This window comes from Streptomyces sp. NPDC127177 (assembly GCF_042672475.1).
Taxonomy (GTDB): domain Bacteria; phylum Actinomycetota; class Actinomycetes; order Streptomycetales; family Streptomycetaceae; genus Streptomyces.
This window is the reverse complement of sequence record NZ_JBHXUW010000001.1, coordinates 69893-88086: the sequence shown is the minus strand read 5'-3', so window position 1 is coordinate 88086 and position 18194 is coordinate 69893. Positions and strand designations below refer to the sequence as shown.

Here is an 18194-nt window from a genome sequence, read left to right as displayed (position 1 = left end):
AGCGGGCGGGGCGGGGCGGGGTGCCGGGGATGCGGTCACTGCGGTTCGGAGCCGTACCAGACGGTGGTGGCGTTGCAGAACTCGCGGATGCCGTGTCCGGCCAGCTCGCGCCCGTAGCCGGAGCGCTTCACGCCACCGAACGGCAGGGCGGGGTGCGAGGCGGTCATCCCGTTGAAGAAGACCCCGCCCGCCTGCAGGTCCCGGACGCAGCGCCGGCTCTCCTCGGCGTCGCGGGTCCATACGTTGGAGCTGAGCCCGAAGGGGGTGTCGTTGGCGAGCTCCACGGCCTCGTCGAGGCTGTTGACCCGGTAGAGCGTGGCGACGGGACCGAAGGTCTCCTCGCGGTGGATGCGCATGGTGGGCGTGATGCCGGTGAGCACCGTCGGGGCGTAGAACCAGCCTTTCTCCAGGCCGCCGCTCAGCCCCTCGGGCCGGCCGCCGCCGCACAGGGTGCCGGCGCCCCGCCGTACGGCGTCGTCGACGAGTTCCTCCAGGTCGGTGCGGCCCTGTTCGCTGGCGAGCGGGCCCACGTCGGTGGTCTCCTCCAGCGGGTCGCCGACGGTCAGGTCGCGCATGCCGACGGTGAAGCGTTCGGCGAACTCCTCGTACACCTCGGTGTGCACGATGAAGCGCTTGGCCGCGATGCAGGACTGTCCGTTGTTCTGGACCCGGGCGGTGACGGCGGTGCGGGCCGCCCTGGCCACGTCGGCCGAGGGCAGGACCAGGTAGGGGTCGCTGCCGCCGAGTTCCAGGACGGTGTGTTTGACCTCGTCGCCCGCGACGGACGCGACGGCGCGGCCGGCCGGTTCACTGCCGGTCAGGGTGGCGGCGGCGACCCGGCGGTCGCGCAGGATCGCCTCGATCGCGCCGGAGCCCACCAGCAGCGTCTGGAAGGCGCCGGCCGGGAATCCGGCGCGGCGGAACAGGTCACCCAGGTAGAGCGCGGTCTGCGGCACGTTCGACGCGTGCTTCAGCAGCCCCGTGTTGCCCGCCATGAGCGCGGGCGCCGCGAACCGTACGACCTGCCAGAGCGGGAAGTTCCACGGCATCACGGCGAGGACGGTGCCCAGCGGGCGGTAGTGCACGTAGGCGCGCGCGGCCCCGGAGTCCTCGACGTCGGCGGGCGCGGGGTGTTCGTCGGCGAGGAGTTCCTCGGCGTGGGCCGCGTACCAGCGCATCGCCTTGGCGCATTTCGCGGCTTCCGCGCGGGCTGCCTTGACCGGCTTGCCCATCTCCAGGGTCATGGTGCGGGCGATGTCCTGCTGGTCCTCGTCGAGGAGGTCCGCGGCCCGGTTCAGCAGCCGGGCTCGTTCGCCGAAGCCGGTGGTGCGGTAATCCCGGAAGGCGGCGTCCGCCGCGGCGAGCCGCTGCTCGATCTCGTCCGCCTCCAGGGCGTCGAACGTCCTGAGGGTCTCGCCGTTCGCGGGGTTGACCGTCGCGATGGGCATGACTGTGGCCTCCTTGCCTCGGTACTTCGACCGTGCCGCGCCGGGCGCTGTGGCGCAACGCGGGTCCTCCGGGCACACGCGTACCCTCCCGGCGCGGACCATGCGTGCGATCCGCATGTGATCCGCGCCGGAAGGGGGGTACGGGGGTGGCGTCGGGTCGGGGTGCGGCGGAAGGCCGCCCGGCCCCGGCTCCTGCCACGCGTCTCAGACGAGGGCGGGGGCGCCGGTCCTGACGGGGGTGGCCTCGGGGAGTTCCGCGACCACGGCCGGCGGACGGCGGGACTCGCGGACGCCGGGCAGCGGCGGGAGCGGCACCAGTTCGATGTGCTGGGGCTCCTGCGCGTAACGGGTGAACCAGACGACCTTGCCCTCGGTGGTCCGGCAGGTACCCCAGCTGTCGCTGAGGGCCATCACCCGGCTGAGGCCGCCGCCCTCGTGGAGCAGCCGCGGCATTTCGGCACCGCTGTCGGCGACGGAGACCGTGAGGTGCCGTCCGGACCAACGGAGTTCGAGGACACAGGTGTTGTCGTCGCCGACGTGCCGCTGGACGTTGGTCAGCAGCTCCTCCACCGCACGGCACACGGGCCGTACGTGGAGTTCGAGACTCCAGTGGCGCAGGTGCGCGGCGACTATCCGCCGCAGCTGGGACACGCGCTCTGCCGAAACCTGGAGTTCGACCAGATAGTGCCGGTCGAGTGGAACGGTCATCGTCGAGGCTCCTCACATCGAGGCCCACGTGCTTCGCCCCGTTGAACGAACGACCCCCGAATGCAAAGAGTGAGCAGATGTCACTTCTGGGTCACTCCATAGAGTGACCCGGTAGAGCCGGTTGCGCAACATATCCGGGCTCGCACCGCCATTGAGCTGGACTTTTACCCTTGTGGGGGTGGTGCGGGGCGTCCTGCGGTCAGGGCAGGTGCGGCAGCAGCCTGTCGGGGGTGAGCGGGAGGGTGCGCAGCCGGGCTCCGGTGGCGTGCCGGACGGCGTTGCCGATCGCCGCGGCAGCGCCGACGATGCCGATCTCGCCGATGCCCTTGCTGCCCATCGGGTTGAGGTGGGGGTCCTCCTCGTCGATCCAGTGCGCCTCGATGCCGGTCGCGTCCGCACAGGCCGGCACGTGGTAGGAGGCGAGGTCACTCTCGGTGAAGTCCCCGAAGACCGGGTCCATGGTGCTGCCCTCGGTCAGTGCCATGCCGAGGCCCATGGTCATTCCGCCGATGAACTGGGAGCGTGCGGTACGGGAGTTGAGGATGCGCCCGGCGGCGAAGACTCCGAGCATCCGACGCACCCGGACCTCACCGGTCCGGCTGTCGACCGCCACCTGGGCGAAGTGGGCCCCGAAGGCGTGCCGGGCGTAGGGGGATTCGGTGGCCGTCTCGCTCTCGGTGTCGGCGCCGACCGTCACTCCGGCGTCGGGCAGTGGCCGGGTGTGCTCACCGAGTGCCCGCAGGAGGCCGGTTGCGGCCTTGTGCACCGCCCATCCCCAGGAGGCCGTCCCGGAGGAACCGCCGGCCAGCGGGGCGTCCGGCAGCTCGCTGTTGCCGATGTCGATGTGCACGTTCTCCACCGGCGTCCCCAGCACGTCCGCGGCGATCTGCGCGAGGACGGTGCGGGCGCCGGTGCCGATGTCGGTGGCGTTGACGGCGATGCGGTACGAGCCGTCCGCCGCGGCGTGCGCCGTGGCGTGGGAGGCGCTCATGTAGACGGGGTACGTGGCGGAGGCGACGCCCGTACCGAGCAGCAGGGCACCCTCGCGGCGGATCGCGGGGCGGGGGTCGCGGTCGTGCCAGCCGAAGCGGGCGGCGCCCTCCCGCAGACAGGCGGCGAGACCGCGGCTGCTGAAGGGTTTCGCGGAGTCGGGTTCGTCGGCCGGGTCGTTGCGCAGGCGCAGTTCGACCGGGTCGATGCCCAGTTCCACGGCGAGTTCGTCGAGGGCCGATTCAAGCGCGTACATGCCGGGGGCCTCGCCCGGGGCCCGCATCCACGAAGGGCTCGGGACGTCGAGGGCGGTGACCCGGTGCACGGTGCGGCTGTGTGCGGAGCCGTACATCACCCGGGCCGGTACGGCGGCCTGCTCCACGAACTCCTTGACGGTGGAGGTATGGGAGATGATCTCGTGGGCGACCGCGGTGAGCGTGCCGTCGGCCTCGGCGCCGAGCCGGACGCGCTGGACGGTGGGGGCGCGGTGGCCGACGACCGCGGCCATGTGGCGCCGGGGCATGGCCAGTTCGACGGGCCGGCCGGTGTGCAGCGCGGCCATGGCGGCGAGTACGGCCTGGGGGCGCGGGGTGCCCTTGCTGCCGAAGCCGCCGCCCACGTGTTCCGAGACGACGGTGACCTGGCCGGGCCGGAGCCCGAACACGGTGGCGAGGCTGTCGCGGACCTTGGTGGCGCCCTGGCTGGAGTCGTGGACGGTGAGGTGCCCCTCCGGCGACCAGTGGGCGGTGGAGGCGTGCGGCTCCATGGGGTGGTTGTGCAGGGCGCCGAGCGTGTACGTGGCGTCGATCCGTACGGGTGCGGCGGCGAAGCCCCGGTCGAAGTCGCCGCGTTCACGCACGGCCGGGTAGCCGCCGTTGGCGTTCTCGGGGGTGTACAGACCGGGATGGTCCTCGGTCAGGACGACGTCGTGCGGGGCGCTCTCGTAGGTGATGTGCAGGGCCTCGGCCCCTTCCCTCGCGCTCTCGAGGGTGTCGGCGACGACCAGGGCGATCTGCCAGCCCCGGTGCGGCACGTGGTCGTTCTGGAGGACGGCGAGGATCGGGTCGTCCGGTTCCTCGGTCCGTGGCGCGTTCTCGTGGGTGAGGACGGCGCGGACACCGGGGAGTGCGAGCGCGTCGGTGGTGCGGATCGAGGTGACCCGGCCGCGCGGGACGGTGGCGGGCACGGGCCAGGCGTACAGACAGCCGGGCAGGTCGCGCTCGGCGGAGTAGCGCGCGGCGCCGGTCACCTTGTCCCGGCCCTCGCGGCGGACGACGGGGGCGCCCAGGCTCTGGGTGGTGTGGCTCATGGCGGAGTCCTCGGCTCTTCAGTGGCGGGCGGCGAGTTCGGCCAGGGCGTCGACGGCCAGCCGGCGCGCGAGCACGACCTTGAACGCGTTGTCGCGCAGCGGGCGGGCCGCGGCGAGTTCGGCGTCCACCGCCGTCGCGTACGTCGCGTCGGTGGCGGGAGCGCCGCGGAGGATCTCCTCGGCTGCGGCGGCCCGCCAGGGGCGGTGGGCGAGGCCGCCGAACGCGAGGGCCGCGTGCTCGATCCGGCCGTCGCGGACGCGCAGGACCGCGGCGACGGAGGCCAGGGCGAAGGCGAACGAGGCGCGGTCGCGGGCCTTTCGGTAGAGGGAGACCGTGCCGTCGGGGAGCGGCGGCAGCAGGACCCCGGTGATGAGCTCGCCCGGCCGGATGACGGTGTCGGCGGCGGGGCTGTTCCCGGGCAGCCGGTGGAAGCCGGTGGCGGGCACGTCCCGTTCGCCGTCCGGTCCGTGCAGCAGGACCGTCGCGTCGAGGGCGGCCAGCGCGACCGCCATGTCGGAGGGGTGGGTGGCGACGCATTCGGCGGAGTGCCCGAGGACGGCGAGGTCGCGGTGGGCGCCCTCACGGGCCGGGCAGCCACTGCCGGGCTCGCGCTTGTTGCACGGCTTCGAGGTGTCCTGGAAGTACGGGCAGCGGGTGCGCTGGAGGAGGTTCCCGCCGGTGGTGGCGGTGTTGCGCAGTTGTCCCGAGGCCCCGGCCAGCAGCGCCTGGGAGAGGGCGGGGTAGCGGGTGCGCACCGCGTGGTGGGCGGCCAGGTCGCTGTTGCGTACGGTGGCGCCGATCCGCAGTCCGCCGTCGGCGGTGTCCGCCACCCGGTCCAGCGGCAGGCCGCTGACGTCGATGAGCAGACCGGGCGTCTCGACCCCGAGCTTCATCAGGTCGACGAGGTTGGTGCCGCCGCCGAGGAAGCGCGCCCCGGGGTCGGCCGCGCCCTCCCGGACCGCTTCGGCGACGGATCCGGCGCGAAGGTAGCCGAAGGGTTTCACGGCGCCACGTCCCCGATGGCCTCGACGATGCGGGGGTAGGCGCCGCAGCGGCACAGATTGCCGCTCATCCGCTCACGGATCTCGGCGGCGTCCAGGCGTGCCGGGACGGTGACGGGAGCGGTGCGGCCGGTGGCGTGGGAGGGGAAGCCGACGGCCGCCTCGTCCAGCACTCCGACGGCGGAACAGATCTGGCCGGGCGTGCAGTAGCCGCACTGGAGGGCGTCACGGTCCAGGAAGGCCTCCTGGAGAGGGTGCAGCCGGTCGCCTTCGGCCAGGCCCTCGACCGTGGTGACGCGGGCCCCGTCGTGGGCGACGGCCAGGAGCAGGCAGCTGTTCGCCCGCCGGCCGTCCACCAGGACGGTGCAGGCGCCGCACTGGCCGTGGTCGCAGCCCTTCTTGGCGCCCGTCAGGCCCAGGTGCTGGCGCAGGGCGTCCAGGACGGTTGTGCGGTGGTCGAGCGTCAGGGTCCGCTCGATGCCGTTGACGTGCAGGGTCAGGGTGGAGTGGTCGGCGGTCGCCCGTGGGTCTCCCCCGCCGTCCTCCCGCTGGGTGGTGGGATCCACGTGCAGGGCCTCTCACTCGGCGGCGCTTTGTCTGTTTTCTACCAGATTCACGCCGATGGTTCCGCGCCCTCGCCGGAAACCGCCACCCCCTGGGCGTACGGCCCGGCTATTTGTCAGCGCTGTTTGTCAGCCGCAGCCGCACTTCCTCCTCCTGGTCTCCGGAGACGGTGCCCACGACCTGGACGGCGAAGGCGCCCGTCAGGCTCTTCCTGAGCCGGTCCACCGCCCAGTAGCCGCCCTGCACGTCGACCGTGACGGGTCCGCCGAGCCGCACGTCCCCCGACACCGTTCGCTCCTCGGCCACGTTCACGGTCGCGACCCAGGCGGTGGGCCGCTTGCCCGTGACGTCCTGCGGTTCGTCCACCGAGGCCCGGTCGGTGGTGAACGCGGCCCGGAGCACGTCGAACAGCGTGCCCGCGTCGTCCTTCTCGCACCCGCTGACGACGACCGACACCTCCCCGCCCTGCCGGCTGTCATCGGTCTGCGCTTGCTGTGTGCTGTTCACCGCGGTTCCTTCCAAGAGGGGTCGCCTCCAGGCTCTCCCCGCGACCGCACGTCTGCGACACGAGGGGCCCGCCCCCGCGCACGCGGGGGGCCGGGAGCTCCAGTGCCCATCGAAACGCTTTTTACTCTCATATCCACTTAAAACATGAATTCGACGTCGGCGTCGAGTGATCCCCTGGTCCCGGGGTATGCGGCATGCATGGACGTATCGCATGGAGCCCTGAATTCCCTGGCCCTCACCCTCGCGGACGGACGGGGCGCGACCGGGGCGGTGCTGGGCGTGGTCGGAGTGGTCCTGGTGGCCATGCTCATCGGAGCCGTGTGGCTGGGCAGGCGACGGCGCGCCCAGGAGCCGCCCCCTCCCCGGCCCGATGAGCAGCCGGTGGCGCCGGAGCACCGCACCCATGTCGAGGAGCGAGACGTCCACGGTGACGACAGCTTCCCGGCGGACGGCCGGGGCCTCTCCCCGTACGAGCTCGGTGAGCACGGGAACGAGACCCTGCGCCCCGAGAACGACGAGAAGCGAGACTGACGGCGCCGGACCCGCCCCCGGCGTTTGTCGGTACGACCACGCCCCCGACGGCCTGCCCCACGGGCCGTCGGGGGCGTGTGCGCGGCGGGCGGCGCCGCCGCGTGTTGCGGGAGCGGCGGCCCACGGTGAGGCTGGTGAGGGCCCACAGCCCACCGGCACACATCTGCCGCACACTCCATGAAGGCAGTAGGACCATGACCGCAAGCACCTCTGGTTCGGCATCCGCGCCGGCGCCTCTGACCGGGCCCGCGGCACCCTGCTGGGTCAATCTCATGACCAGGGACCTGGAGTCGGCCCAGAAGTTCTACGGCCCCGTGATGGGCTGGACGTTCCGCCCGGGCAAGCTCGGACAGGAGTTCTCGGTCGCCCGCCGCGGCGGGGTTCCGGTCGCCGGGATCGGCGCGGTGGCGACCACGTACCACGTCGCGGTGGCGTGGACGCCCTACTTCGCCGTCCGGGACGCCGACGTGGCCGCCTCCCGGATCCGCGAGCGCAGCGGCACGGTGGCGGTGGGGCCGCTGGGCCTCGGCAAGGGGCGCGGCGCGCTGGCCGCCGACCGCGACGGGGCGGGGTTCGGCATCTGGGAGCGGACCGCCCCGGCGACCTCGCCGCCCGCGCCCGACGGTCATTCGCACGCCTGGCTGCGGTTGCGCACCCGTAACGCCTTCGACGCCGCGATCTTCTACGGCGGGGTGCTGGACTGGGCGACCGGCAGTCCCGGCTCCTGCGAGGTGTCGTACGAGAAGGACGAGGTGATCGTCCAGTGCGGTGGTCGCCAGTTGGCCCGGATCAGCTCGGGCGCGGTCGAGGCGGCGCCCGATCCGCTGGTCCGGCCGCACTGGCAGGTCAACTTCCCGGTCCTCGACGTCGCCGCGGCCATCGCGACGGCACGGGAGCACGGCGGCTCACTCGTCGAGGAGCTGTCCCGGCCCGAGGCGCGGGAGGCGACGCTGCTCGATCCGGACGGCGGCCTCTTCACGCTCACCGACGTCCACGACCCCACCACGACCGCCACCGCCTGACGGCGGAGCACGAGCGGGCGGCGGTCATGGACCGGGGATCCGGCCGAGCCGTTCCCGCTGCCCGTCGCCCCCCTCAGACGATCGTGAGCAGCATTTCGGGCCGGTCCCACATCACCGCGGGCGGAGCGGCCCGTTCGGTGCCGGTCCGTATGGCGCCCACACTCCGGTAGAAGCCCTCGGCCGGCGGGTGCGAGACGATGCGCACGTCCGTGAGACCGGCTTCCCGCGCCTCGTCCCGCAGATGGCCGACCAGCAGACGCCCGATGCCGGACCCCTGTGCGTCGTCGGCGACGAACATCAGGTCGAGCTCGGGCGGATCCAGGATCAGGGAGTAGAAGCCGAGCAGCCGCCCGGTGGCCTCCTCCACGGCCGCGAAGACCCTGTGCGTCTCGATGTAGTCGGGCCCCACCCGGTATCCGGCGACCATCGGGGCGTACGGACCCTCATAGGCCCGCGAGGACCGGACCAGACGGGTCAGCCGTTTCGCGTCCCGGGCGTTCGCCCGTCTGATCCCCACGCCGTCGCCCGGCGCCCGGCGCCCCGACCGCGTAACGCTTGATCTCATGCACCGAGTATTACGCACAGGCGTACGGGGTCGTGGGCGCCCGCGGCGGCCTCAGGCGGATTCGCGTGCGGCGCGCCACTCCGCGGCCAGGGCGTCGACGTCGAAGGGCCCGAGATTCAGGAGGGGCCCCGGCGGCGGCCGCCTGACGGCCTCGGCGATCTTCTCGTTCAACTCGGTCAGCCTGCGCCGCACCTCGGCCTCCGTGCGAACCTCGGGCAGGGCGGCGAGCGTGTCCTCCGCCTCCTTGCGCAGGGCCAGCGTCGGCGGCAGCACCGAGATTCCCTCGCGCTGCATCTTCCCCTTGATCCACCACGTCTCGTCGTACGGGCGGTCGAGACCGTCGAGCGGCTTGCCGAACCCCGGCAGCCGGGAGAAGTCACCACGCTGTTCGGACTCCCGGATCTGCCTGTCCACCCAGGACTCGAAGCTGACACCCGCGGGCTTGCGTTCGGTCACCGTGACGCCCCTCTCGGAGTACTCGTGATGCGGCCCTTCCACGATACCGAGGCGCGGTCGGCCGGTCCGCTGCGGATGGCGCCTGTGGGACGGGCCCGAACCCCCGGCCGGCAGGCAACTCACCACGGCGGCGCATGAATCCCTTCGGCTGGGTACACGAACGGCACGCCCGCCCGGGCTCTCGTCCCGGGCAACGGACCGAAAGGGATGGTGAGCGTGGAACACAACAAGGCGCGGACCGAGAACCGACGGGAGTGCTGAACATGACCACTGTCGTGATCATCGTCGCGGTCGTTCTGGTGGTGGCCGCCGGACTGTTCTTCGCCTTCGGCCGGCAGCCGGGCGGACGCGGTCTCAGGAGCCGGTTCGGACCCGAGTACGACCGGACCGTCGCCCGCCACGACGGCGACACCAAGGCCGCCGAACACGAGCTGAGCGAGCGGTTGAAGCGTCACCGCTCCCTTGATGAGCGTCCGCTCTCGCCCGAGGCCCGTACGCGGTACACCGAGCGCTGGACGCAGATCCAGGGCGATTTCGTCGACGCGCCGCAGCAGGCCGTCACCGAGGCCGACGCGCTCCTCGCGGAGCTGGCCCGGGAGATGGGCTTCCCCGACGGCAGTGACTTCGAGGAGCAGACCGCGGCCCTCTCCGTGCACCACGCCGAACACATCAACGGCTACCGCCGGGTGCACGCGGTGCAGCGGGGCGAGGGCGGCACGGAGGAGATGCGCGAGGCCATGATCGAGGCCCGCGGCCTCTTCGACGTCCTGGTATCCAACGGCAGCCGGAGCCCGGTCCGCCCGGACCGGCACCACGCGGAAGGAAGTAACACGTCATGACGTACGACACCGAACGCACCCCCCGTATCCCTGCGGAATCCCCCGAGGCCGCCCAGCAGCCCGGACGGCCCCCGATGCCCCCCGGCAGGACGGCGGCCGGCCGCACGGGCACGGCGCCGGGTACCGACCGCCCCGAAAGCACACCGCCCGCGACCGCCCCCGCCGGCACCACCGCGGAAGGGACCGACCTGACCGGAACCCACGTGTCGGACGGCCGACGGGCCGGCGCCCCCGCGAACGCGCCCACCACCCCCCGCAGCGCGCCCGGCGCACACCGGCCGCTCATTCCGGAGGGCGACCAGGAGAAGCTCTCCCTTCGGCTCCAGCACGCGGTGACCGAGTTCGTCGAGAGCCCCGTCCGGGCGGTCGGGGAGGCCGAGAGCGCCTTCGACGCCGCCGTCGAAGGCCTGGCCAGCGCCCTCAAGGAACACCGGCGCGGGCTGAGCACCGAGCGGCAGGGCGAAGAGTCCGAGTCTCGGACCGAGGAGCTGCGGGTCACTCTGCAGCACTATCGGGACCTCACCGAACGCCTGCTGAACGTCTGAGGCGAGCGGTCACCGCCCGATGCCCGCAGCGGGTTCCGCTGCACCGGGCAGGCCCCTCACGGAATGTCACCCGCCCCGTGCGGCAGGGGCCTCCGTGCGGCAGGGGCCTCACGACCCGCCTTCATCCCCCGCATCCCCTGCCCCCGGCCCCTACCGGCGCCGGGGGCAGCCGCGCGCCCGGCACCCGGCCCAGGCGCGCGTCGTCGTGGGGCCGGGGTCAGACAGGGGCCGCGAGTTCCGTGCGCAGACGCCGCAGGGTGGTCACGGGGATCCGCAGTCCGTCGCGGGCGTAGCCGTCGAGCCCTCCCCAGCGCTCGTCCATGGCGTCCAGCGCCGTGTCGAGGTAGCGGGGGCGGACCTCGATGATCGCGGAGGCGATCTCCGGGTCCCCGCCGGCGTCCAGGAAGCTCTGCACGTAAGGCCGGAAGGCGATCCGCACCACCTGGTTGACGGCCAGGTACTCGGCCCGCACCACCTCCCGGGAGGCACCGAGCAGGAGCAGCAGCAGGGCGGCGGCCCAGCCCGTGCGGTCCTTGCCGGCGGTGCAGTGGAAGAGGACGGGGCGCGCGGCGCCGTCGGCGACCGTGTCCACGAAGGCCCGGTACGCGGATGCCGCTCGCGGCGAGAGCACCATCTGCCGGTACGTCTCGGCGAACATCTCCTCGGCCTTTCCGCCGCCGAGCAGCCGCTCCGCCTCGACGGGGTCGGCGAGCAGCGCGCGGAGCCTGGCGGGTGCCACTCCGGGGTTGTCCCCGAGGACATCGGCGACGAACAGCCGGGCCCCGGCCGGCAGCCGGTCGGGGGCCGACGCACGTTCGTCCGCGGTCCGCAGATCGACCACCGTGCGGATGCCGAGTGCCGCCACGGCGGCGTCGTCCGCCGGATCCAGCCCGCTGAGCTGACCGGACCTCAGCACCAGGCCCGGCCGGACCTGACGGCCGTATTCCAGGGTGATGCCGCCCAGGTCACGCAGGTTGAGAACGGAGACTGCCGGGACGGCCCTGACGGTTTGCACGATGAACTTCCTCTTTTCCCGACACGTATCCGAATTGATTTCGGCTTGGCCGGATCAAAAGTCGCATGAGGTCGGGAAATCGACAAAGTAAAACGCCGGGGATCATCGATCGGCACGCCGGGGCGCACGGGAGAAATACTGAAGCGTCACCACCACCTCTGGCCTGCGGCGCTTCCTGGATGTACGGCTTCGGAAATGGGCGCGGCGCACCCTTGCGGTAGAGCGGCCCGGACGTCGTGAGCGGTGCTTCGGGGCTGTGGGTACACATCCGTCAGCCGGCGGACGGATACCGGGCGCACCGCCCCGCCGGGCCGGCCGTGCTCAGTCCGCCAGAATTCTCTTCTTCTGCGCGGCGAACTCGGCGTCGTCGAGGATGCCCTGTTTCCTCAGCTCGGCGAGCCGCTCCAGCTGGGTGATCACATCGTCCGGTGCGGCTTCGGCGTCCTGCTCGTGCGCCTGGGGCTGTCCGGGCTCCGCGTCCTGTCCGGCGGACCCGGCCTGCTGCTGGTGCCGCTGGACACGGCCGCTGACGGCGGAAGCGGTGCCGGCGACGACGGCCGTACGTGCCACCGCGCCGAGCAGGCCCGGCCCGCGGCGGTTCATTCCGGGTCCTCGAAAAATCGGCATGTCGTACGCCCTTCCGGTGCGGGTGCGGTGTCAGCGGACGGAGCCGGCGGCGGACACGGCCGCCTCCGCGACCTCGGCGGGGACCCGCTCGTGCGCGATCACCTGTCCTCCGGACGCGCGGACGGCCTCGGTGAGCGGGACCGCCCAGAGGTCCTCCCAGACGATCAGCGCCGCGGAGCTGCCCGGCGGCACCCTCTCACCCAGCTCCCGGATGTCGTCGTTGTTGAGCATCCCGCTGACCTCGCCCTCGACCCGCTCGTACGAGACGAGGTCGTCCGGATCGAGTTCGTCCAGCTCGACGGCCTCGACCGTGCCGTCGTCGGCCCGGTACACGAAGGCCAGGTCGAGGATGCGTACCGCCTTCGACGCGACCGCGTCGGCCAGCGCCGGGGCGATCGCGCCGGTGAACCGGCTGCCGGGGAAGGCGACGACGAGGTACTCCACAGGTCCCACAGCCACGGGGTGTCCTCTCCGGAGGGATGGATTGCCAGCAGCATAACTTCGGTCATTTGGTGTCGCACTGCGGCAAATCACCCACCTCCATGCGCGGAGGAGGGCCCGGCGGGCGGCCGCGTCATTTGTTACTCGACAGTACGTAAAGGATCAAGCGCGATCGGAGAGGGCAAGGTCACAGGTCGCGCCTCTGCTGCCGGTCTGAGGCCTGCCCTAGCATCTGGGCATGACGGTCCTGCCTGCTGACGGGCTTTCGTTGGCCGCCGAATTCCCTGACCCCGCCCATGAGCAGTGGCAGGCCCTCGTAGAGGGTGTGCTGCGCAAGTCGGGCAAGGACGTTTCGGGTTCGGCCGCCGAGGAAGCACTGTCCACCACGGTGGAGGACGGGCTCATCACCCGCCCCCTCTACACCTCGCGCGACGACGCGCCCGACACCGGTCTCCCGGGCTTCGCCCCCTTCACTCGTGGCAGCAGGCCCGAGGGAAGCACGGCGGGCGGCTGGGGCGTACGGCAGTGGCACTGTACGCCGGATCCCGCCCGCCTCAACGAGGCCGTGCTCGCGGATCTGGAGAACGGTGTCACCTCCTTGTGGCTGACCGTGGGGGACGCCGGCGGTGTGCCGGTCTCCGGCCTCGCACGGGCTCTGGAGGGTGTCCACCTCGATCTGGCTCCCGTCGCACTGGACGCCGGGTCCCAACTCGACGCCGCGGCCACGGAGCTGATGCGTCTGTGCGCCGAACGCGGGGTGTCCGCGCAGTCCGTACGGGGCAGCCTCGGCGCGGACCCCCTGGGGCAGTCGGCCCGCAGCGGCTCCGCACCGGACCTGACGGCGGCGGTCCGCTGGGCCGGGCGCTGTGCCCGTGAGTACCCCGGGCTGCGGGCGCTCACCGTGGACGCGATGCCGTACCACGAGGCCGGCGGCTCGGCCGCCCAGGAGCTGGGCAGTTCGCTGGCCACCGGGGTCGCCTACCTGCGGGCGCTCACCGAGGCCGGGCTCGGCGTCGAGGAGGCCTGCGCGCAGCTGGAGTTCCGGTACGCGGCCACCGCCGACCAGTTCCTGACGATCGCCAAGCTGCGGGCCGCTCGCCGGCTGTGGGCACGGGTCGCGGAGGTCTGCGGCGCCGCGGAGGCCGGCGCGCAGCGTCAGCACGCCGTGACGTCGCCGGTGATGATGACCCGGCGCGATCCGTGGGTGAACATGCTCCGGACCACACTGGCCTGTCTGGGCGCGGGGGTCGGCGGGGCCGACGCGGTGACCGTGCTGCCGTTCGATCACGCGCTGGGCCTGCCGGACGCGTTCGCGCGGCGCATCGCCCGCAACACGTCGACGATCCTGGTGGAGGAGTCGCATCTGGCCCGGGTCATCGACCCGGCGGGCGGCTCCTGGTACGTGGAGCGGCTCACCGACGAACTGGCCGACGCGGCTTGGTCGTTCTTCCAGGAGATCGAGCGGGCGGGCGGCCAGGCGGCCGCGCTGGAGTCCGGAACGGTCGCGGAGCGGCTCGCGGCGACCTGGGCGGCGCGCAAGAAGAACCTGGCGCGGCGCAAGGAACCCATCACCGGCGTCAGCGAGTTCCCGCAGCTCGCCGAGCGCACGGTCGAGCGCGAGGCCGCGCCGTCGGCCGCCGCACCGGGCGGTCTGCCGGTGGTCCGCCGTGACGAGGCGTTCGAGGAGCTGCGGGCCCGCTCGGACGCCCATCTGGCGGCGACCGGCAGCCGGCCGCGGGTGTTCGTCGCCGCGCTCGGCCCCGCCGCGGTGCACACCGCACGGGCCTCGTTCGCCGCGAACCTCTTCCAGGCGGGCGGCATCGAGCCGGTCCACGAGCCGGTGCGGGTGGACGCCTCGTCGGCCGCCGCGGCGTTCACGGCAGCCGGTACGGACGTGGCGTGCCTGTGCTCCAGTGACGCGCTCTACGCCGAACAGGCCGGCGAGGTCGCGGCGGCGCTCGTGTCGGCGGGCGCACGGCGGGTCTACCTGGCGGGACGGCCGGGCGATTACGCCGGCGTCGACGAGTACGTCTTCGCCGGCTGCGATGTGGTGGCCGTGCTCTCTTCCCTTCTCGACCGTATGGGTGTGGCGTAATGCGGATCCCCGACTTCTCCGACATCGAGCTCGGTTCCGGCGGCGGCGCCGATGTGACCGATGACCAGTGGCGTGCGGCGGTCAAGGAGTCCTCCGGGAGCTCCGACGACGATCTCCTGTGGGAGACCCCGGAAGGCATCGCGGTCAAGCCGCTGTACACCGGCCAGGACCTCGAGGGACTCGACTTCCTGGGTACGTATCCGGGCGTCGCGCCGTATCTGCGTGGTCCGTATCCGACGATGTACGTGAATCAGCCCTGGACGATTCGGCAGTACGCGGGTTTCTCGACCGCCGAGGAGTCCAACGCGTTCTACCGCCGTAATCTGGCGGCCGGGCAGAAGGGGCTCTCCGTCGCCTTCGACCTGCCGACCCACCGCGGTTACGACAGTGACCATCCGCGGGTGACCGGGGACGTCGGCATGGCCGGTGTGGCGATCGACTCGATCTACGACATGCGCCAGCTCTTCGAGGGCATCCCGCTGGACAGGATGTCCGTGTCGATGACGATGAACGGGGCCGTGCTCCCCGTGCTCGCGCTGTACATCGTGGCCGCCGAGGAACAGGGTGTGCCGCCCGAGAAGCTGGCCGGGACCATCCAGAACGACATCCTCAAGGAGTTCATGGTCCGCAACACCTACATCTACCCGCCGAAACCGTCGATGCGGATCATCTCCGACATCTTCGCGTTCACCTCGCAGAAGATGCCGCGCTACAACTCGATCTCCATCTCCGGCTACCACATCCAGGAGGCCGGCGCCACGGCCGACCTGGAGCTGGCCTACACCCTCGCCGACGGAGTCGAATACCTGCGGGCCGGACGCGACACCGGGCTCGACGTGGACGCGTTCGCGCCGCGGCTGTCGTTCTTCTGGGCGATCGGCATGAACTTCTTCATGGAGATCGCCAAGCTGCGGGCGGCCAGGCTGCTCTGGGCGAAGCTCGTGAAGCAGTTCGATCCGCAGAACCCCAAGTCGCTCTCCCTGCGCACCCATTCGCAGACCTCGGGCTGGTCACTGACCGCGCAGGACGTCTTCAACAACGTCACCAGGACCTGCGTGGAAGCGATGGCGGCCACCCAGGGACACACCCAGTCCTTGCACACCAACGCCCTCGACGAGGCACTCGCCCTGCCGACCGACTTCTCCGCGCGCATCGCCCGCAACACCCAACTGCTGCTCCAGCAGGAGTCCGGCACCGGCCGGGTCATCGACCCGTGGGGCGGCAGCGCGTACGTGGAGAAGCTGACGTACGACCTGGCACGCCGCGCCTGGCAGCACATCGAGGAGGTCGAGGCGGCGGGCGGCATGGCCAAGGCCATCGACGCCGGCATCCCCAAGCTCCGCATCGAGGAGGCAGCGGCCCGCACCCAGGCCCGCATCGACTCCGGCCGCCAGCCGGTCATCGGCGTCAACAAGTACCGCGTCGAGACCGACGAGAAGATCGACGTCCTCAAGGTCGACAACTCCTCGGTCCGCACCCAGCAGATCGAGAAACTGCGACGACTGCGCGAAGAGCGCGACGAGCAGGCCACCCAGGACGCGCTGCGCGCGCTGACGGACGCGGCCGGCCGGGAGCCGGGCCCCGGACTCGAAGGCAATCTGCTGGCGCTGGCGGTCGACGCGGCGCGGGCGATGGCGACCGTGGGCGAGATCTCGGACGCGCTGGAGAAGGTGTACGGCCGGCATGCGGGCCAGATCCGTACGATCTCCGGTGTGTACCGCAACGAGGCAGGGGAGTCGCCGTCCGTGGACCGCACCCGCGCACTGGTCGACGCGTTCGAGGAGGCGGAGGGGCGGCGGCCGCGCATCCTGGTCGCCAAGATGGGCCAGGACGGGCACGACCGGGGCCAGAAGGTGATCGCGACCGCCTTCGCCGACCTGGGCTTCGACGTGGACGTCGGCCCGCTCTTCCAGACGCCGGGCGAGGTCGCCCGCCAGGCCGTCGAAGCCGACGTGCACATCGTCGGGGTGTCCTCACTGGCCGCCGGCCACCTCACCCTCGTACCGGCGCTGCGGGAGGAACTGGAGGCCGAGGGCCGCGAGGACATCATGATCGTGGTGGGCGGGGTGATCCCGCCGCAGGACATCGAGGCGCTGCACGAGGCCGGCGCGGCGGCCGTGTTCCCACCGGGAACGGTCATCCCGGACGCCGCCCACGATCTGGTGACGCGGCTCGGCGCCTCACTCGGTCACGAGCTGTGAGCCGCTGAACCATGGCCCCGAAGATCGATCTCGACAGCTATGTGAAGGGGGTGCTCGACGGGAAGCGGGCGCACATCGCGCGCGCCATCACCCTCGTCGAGTCCACCCGCCCCGACCACCGGGCGCTGGCCCAGCAGCTGCTGCGCGAGCTCCTGCCGCACTCCGGAAACGCCCGGCGCATCGGCATCAGCGGTGTGCCCGGAGTCGGCAAGTCCACGTTCATCGACGCACTGGGCACGATGCTCACCGGGCTCGGGCACCGGGTAGCGGTGCTGGCCGTCGATCCTTCCTCCAGCCGTACGGGCGGCTCCATCCTGGGCGACAAGACCAGGATGGAACGGCTGGCGGTGGACCCGGCCGCCTTCGTGCGCCCCTCCCCCACCGCCGGCACGCTGGGCGGGGTGGCCAGGGCCACCCGGGAGTCCGTCGTGGTGATGGAGGCCGCGGGCTACGACGTCGTGCTGGTGGAGACGGTCGGGGTCGGCCAGTCGGAGACCGCGGTCGCCAATATGGTCGACACGTTCCTGCTGCTGACACTGGCCCGCACCGGCGATCAGTTGCAGGGCATCAAGAAGGGCGTGCTCGAACTGGCCGACGCCATCGCGGTCAACAAGGCCGACGGCCCGCACGAGCGTGATGCCCGGGCCGCGGCCCGCGAACTGGCGGGCGCACTGCGGCTGATGCACCCGGCGGACGCGGCCTGGACGCCACCGGTACTCACGTGCAGCGCCCGCGAGTCGAGTGGCCTCGACACCCTGTGGGAGCGGCTGGAACAGCACCGGACACTGCTCGAATCCAGCGGGCGGCTCGCGGCCAAGCGGCGGGAGCAGCAGGTCGACTGGACCTGGACGATGGTGCGTGACGAGCTGCTGGAGAGTCTGCGCAGCCATCCCGGCGTGCGTGCGCTCGCGCCGGAGCTCGAACTGCGTGTACGGGAAGGGACTCTGCCCGCCTCACTGGCCGCCGAGCAGATCCTCGAGGCGTTGCGGGGCCCCGGAACGACCGCCTGACCCGCCTGAAACGGGGATCCGGCTCCGGGTGCCGCTCACAAGGCCCCGCAGCCGGGTCCCACAGCGCGGGACGCGTCTCCCGCCCGGGTGATCCACGTCATGGCGCCCCTCCCCGTCCGGCAGCCGTGGTACATTGCCATTGGTACTTGTGTACGCCTTGAGATTCAGGCGCCGGTGCCGGTTCATTTCTCATCGCTGATGCGCCCGTCGTTCCGACCGGCGATCCAGCTTTCACCGCAGTAATTTCCTCAGTCCGGTACGGGCTCTCCCACCGGGCTTTCCTGCCCGTCGTCCGGGGCGTGAGATCTCCGCCCCCGTT

The 18194-nt window shown here is 72.0% G+C and carries 18 protein-coding genes; 7 read left to right on the top strand and 11 right to left on the bottom strand.

The window, feature by feature from the left end; all coding sequences use genetic code 11:
* Window positions 1–35 precede the first annotated feature (35 nt).
* The 6 genes from ACFVJX_RS00380 to ACFVJX_RS00355 form a co-directional block, all read right to left on the bottom strand.
* On the bottom strand, window positions 36–1448 hold the full coding sequence (locus tag ACFVJX_RS00380) for an NADP-dependent succinic semialdehyde dehydrogenase (protein ID WP_384127814.1): 1413 nt from the start codon (window positions 1446–1448) through the stop codon (window positions 36–38).
* 204 nt (window positions 1449–1652) lie between these two features.
* Window positions 1653–2156 carry an ATP-binding protein gene (locus ACFVJX_RS00375; protein ID WP_384127813.1) on the bottom strand — a complete coding sequence of 168 codons (504 nt, stop codon included), beginning with the start codon at window positions 2154–2156 and terminating at the stop codon, window positions 1653–1655.
* A 199-nt stretch (window positions 2157–2355) separates the two neighbouring features.
* Window positions 2356–4455 carry a xanthine dehydrogenase family protein molybdopterin-binding subunit gene (locus ACFVJX_RS00370; protein ID WP_384127811.1) on the bottom strand — a complete coding sequence of 700 codons (2100 nt, stop codon included), beginning with the start codon at window positions 4453–4455 and terminating at the stop codon, window positions 2356–2358.
* A gap of 18 nt (window positions 4456–4473) precedes the next feature.
* Entirely contained in the window at window positions 4474–5460 is a 987-nt protein-coding gene (locus tag ACFVJX_RS00365; protein WP_384127809.1) for an FAD binding domain-containing protein, read from the bottom strand.
* Window positions 5457–6023 carry a 2Fe-2S iron-sulfur cluster-binding protein gene (locus ACFVJX_RS00360; protein WP_384127807.1) on the bottom strand — a complete coding sequence of 189 codons (567 nt, stop codon included), beginning with the start codon at window positions 6021–6023 and terminating at the stop codon, window positions 5457–5459. The genes ACFVJX_RS00365 and ACFVJX_RS00360 overlap by 4 nt, the downstream gene beginning before the upstream one ends.
* A 106-nt stretch (window positions 6024–6129) precedes the next feature.
* Window positions 6130–6528, bottom strand: coding sequence for a hypothetical protein (locus ACFVJX_RS00355; protein ID WP_384127805.1), 399 nt, complete (start codon window positions 6526–6528; stop codon window positions 6130–6132).
* Window positions 6529–6726: 198 nt separating this feature from the next.
* Between ACFVJX_RS00355 and ACFVJX_RS00350 the strand changes: the two genes are divergently transcribed.
* Window positions 6727–7059: a DUF6479 family protein gene (locus ACFVJX_RS00350; RefSeq protein ID WP_384127803.1), complete on the top strand. Its 333-nt coding sequence runs from the start codon at window positions 6727–6729 to the stop codon at window positions 7057–7059.
* Between the two features lie 194 nt (window positions 7060–7253).
* Window positions 7254–8081 (top strand): VOC family protein, encoded by an 828-nt coding sequence (locus ACFVJX_RS00345; protein ID WP_384127801.1) that lies wholly within the window; start codon window positions 7254–7256, stop codon window positions 8079–8081.
* A 73-nt stretch (window positions 8082–8154) separates the two neighbouring features.
* On the opposite strand, the gene ACFVJX_RS00340 is transcribed toward ACFVJX_RS00345, so the two are convergent.
* Both ACFVJX_RS00340 and ACFVJX_RS00335 read right to left on the bottom strand, forming a co-directional pair.
* Window positions 8155–8646 carry a GNAT family N-acetyltransferase gene (locus tag ACFVJX_RS00340; RefSeq protein ID WP_384127799.1) on the bottom strand — a complete coding sequence of 164 codons (492 nt, stop codon included), beginning with the start codon at window positions 8644–8646 and terminating at the stop codon, window positions 8155–8157.
* 51 nt (window positions 8647–8697) lie between these two features.
* Window positions 8698–9102 carry a DUF1992 domain-containing protein gene (locus ACFVJX_RS00335; RefSeq protein WP_384127797.1) on the bottom strand — a complete coding sequence of 135 codons (405 nt, stop codon included), beginning with the start codon at window positions 9100–9102 and terminating at the stop codon, window positions 8698–8700.
* Window positions 9103–9365: 263 nt separating this feature from the next.
* On the opposite strand from ACFVJX_RS00335, the gene ACFVJX_RS00330 reads away from it, so the two are divergent.
* Both ACFVJX_RS00330 and ACFVJX_RS00325 read left to right on the top strand, forming a co-directional pair.
* Window positions 9366–9941 carry a hypothetical protein gene (locus ACFVJX_RS00330; protein ID WP_384127796.1) on the top strand — a complete coding sequence of 192 codons (576 nt, stop codon included), beginning with the start codon at window positions 9366–9368 and terminating at the stop codon, window positions 9939–9941.
* Entirely contained in the window at window positions 9938–10486 is a 549-nt protein-coding gene (locus ACFVJX_RS00325) for a hypothetical protein (protein ID WP_384127794.1), read from the top strand. The genes ACFVJX_RS00330 and ACFVJX_RS00325 overlap by 4 nt, the downstream gene beginning before the upstream one ends.
* Before the next feature lie 217 nt (window positions 10487–10703).
* On the opposite strand, the gene ACFVJX_RS00320 is transcribed toward ACFVJX_RS00325, so the two are convergent.
* From ACFVJX_RS00320 to ACFVJX_RS00310, 3 genes are all read right to left on the bottom strand, one after another.
* Complete coding sequence (locus tag ACFVJX_RS00320) at window positions 10704–11501, bottom strand: tyrosine-protein phosphatase (protein WP_384127792.1); 798 nt, start codon at window positions 11499–11501, stop codon at window positions 10704–10706.
* A 321-nt stretch (window positions 11502–11822) separates the two neighbouring features.
* On the bottom strand, window positions 11823–12104 hold the full coding sequence (locus ACFVJX_RS00315) for an SHOCT domain-containing protein (protein WP_384127790.1): 282 nt from the start codon (window positions 12102–12104) through the stop codon (window positions 11823–11825).
* Between the two features lie 54 nt (window positions 12105–12158).
* Window positions 12159–12587 (bottom strand): DUF6325 family protein, encoded by a 429-nt coding sequence (locus ACFVJX_RS00310; RefSeq protein ID WP_384127789.1) that lies wholly within the window; start codon window positions 12585–12587, stop codon window positions 12159–12161.
* A 220-nt stretch (window positions 12588–12807) separates the two neighbouring features.
* Between ACFVJX_RS00310 and mutA the strand changes: the two genes are divergently transcribed.
* From mutA to meaB, 3 genes are read left to right on the top strand one after another with little or no spacing between them, the layout of a single operon-like run.
* Window positions 12808–14664 (top strand): methylmalonyl-CoA mutase small subunit, encoded by a 1857-nt coding sequence (gene mutA / locus ACFVJX_RS00305; protein WP_384127787.1) that lies wholly within the window; start codon window positions 12808–12810, stop codon window positions 14662–14664.
* On the top strand, window positions 14664–16865 hold the full coding sequence (gene scpA, locus ACFVJX_RS00300) for a methylmalonyl-CoA mutase (protein ID WP_384127785.1): 2202 nt from the start codon (window positions 14664–14666) through the stop codon (window positions 16863–16865). The genes mutA and scpA overlap by 1 nt, the downstream gene beginning before the upstream one ends.
* 11 nt (window positions 16866–16876) lie before the next feature.
* A complete protein-coding gene (gene meaB, locus ACFVJX_RS00295; RefSeq protein ID WP_385743291.1) occupies window positions 16877–17875 on the top strand; it encodes a methylmalonyl Co-A mutase-associated GTPase MeaB in 999 nt (332 codons plus the stop codon).
* The last annotated feature ends 319 nt before the right edge of the window (window positions 17876–18194 follow it).

Coding starts and splice junctions, on each gene's coding strand:
- ACFVJX_RS00380 (WP_384127814.1), bottom strand. CDS start 1,448: ATGCCCATCGCGACGGTCAACCCCGCGAACGGCGAGACCCTCAGGACG.
- ACFVJX_RS00375 (WP_384127813.1), bottom strand. CDS start 2,156: ATGACCGTTCCACTCGACCGGCACTATCTGGTCGAACTCCAGGTTTCG.
- ACFVJX_RS00370 (WP_384127811.1), bottom strand. CDS start 4,455: ATGAGCCACACCACCCAGAGCCTGGGCGCCCCCGTCGTCCGCCGCGAG.
- ACFVJX_RS00350 (WP_384127803.1), top strand. CDS start 6,727: ATGGACGTATCGCATGGAGCCCTGAATTCCCTGGCCCTCACCCTCGCG.
- ACFVJX_RS00345 (WP_384127801.1), top strand. CDS start 7,254: ATGACCGCAAGCACCTCTGGTTCGGCATCCGCGCCGGCGCCTCTGACC.
- ACFVJX_RS00340 (WP_384127799.1), bottom strand. CDS start 8,646: ATGAGATCAAGCGTTACGCGGTCGGGGCGCCGGGCGCCGGGCGACGGC.
- ACFVJX_RS00330 (WP_384127796.1), top strand. CDS start 9,366: ATGACCACTGTCGTGATCATCGTCGCGGTCGTTCTGGTGGTGGCCGCC.
- ACFVJX_RS00325 (WP_384127794.1), top strand. CDS start 9,938: ATGACGTACGACACCGAACGCACCCCCCGTATCCCTGCGGAATCCCCC.
- ACFVJX_RS00315 (WP_384127790.1), bottom strand. CDS start 12,104: ATGAACCGCCGCGGGCCGGGCCTGCTCGGCGCGGTGGCACGTACGGCC.
- mutA (WP_384127787.1), top strand. CDS start 12,808: ATGACGGTCCTGCCTGCTGACGGGCTTTCGTTGGCCGCCGAATTCCCT.
- scpA (WP_384127785.1), top strand. CDS start 14,664: ATGCGGATCCCCGACTTCTCCGACATCGAGCTCGGTTCCGGCGGCGGC.
- meaB (WP_385743291.1), top strand. CDS start 16,877: ATGGCCCCGAAGATCGATCTCGACAGCTATGTGAAGGGGGTGCTCGAC.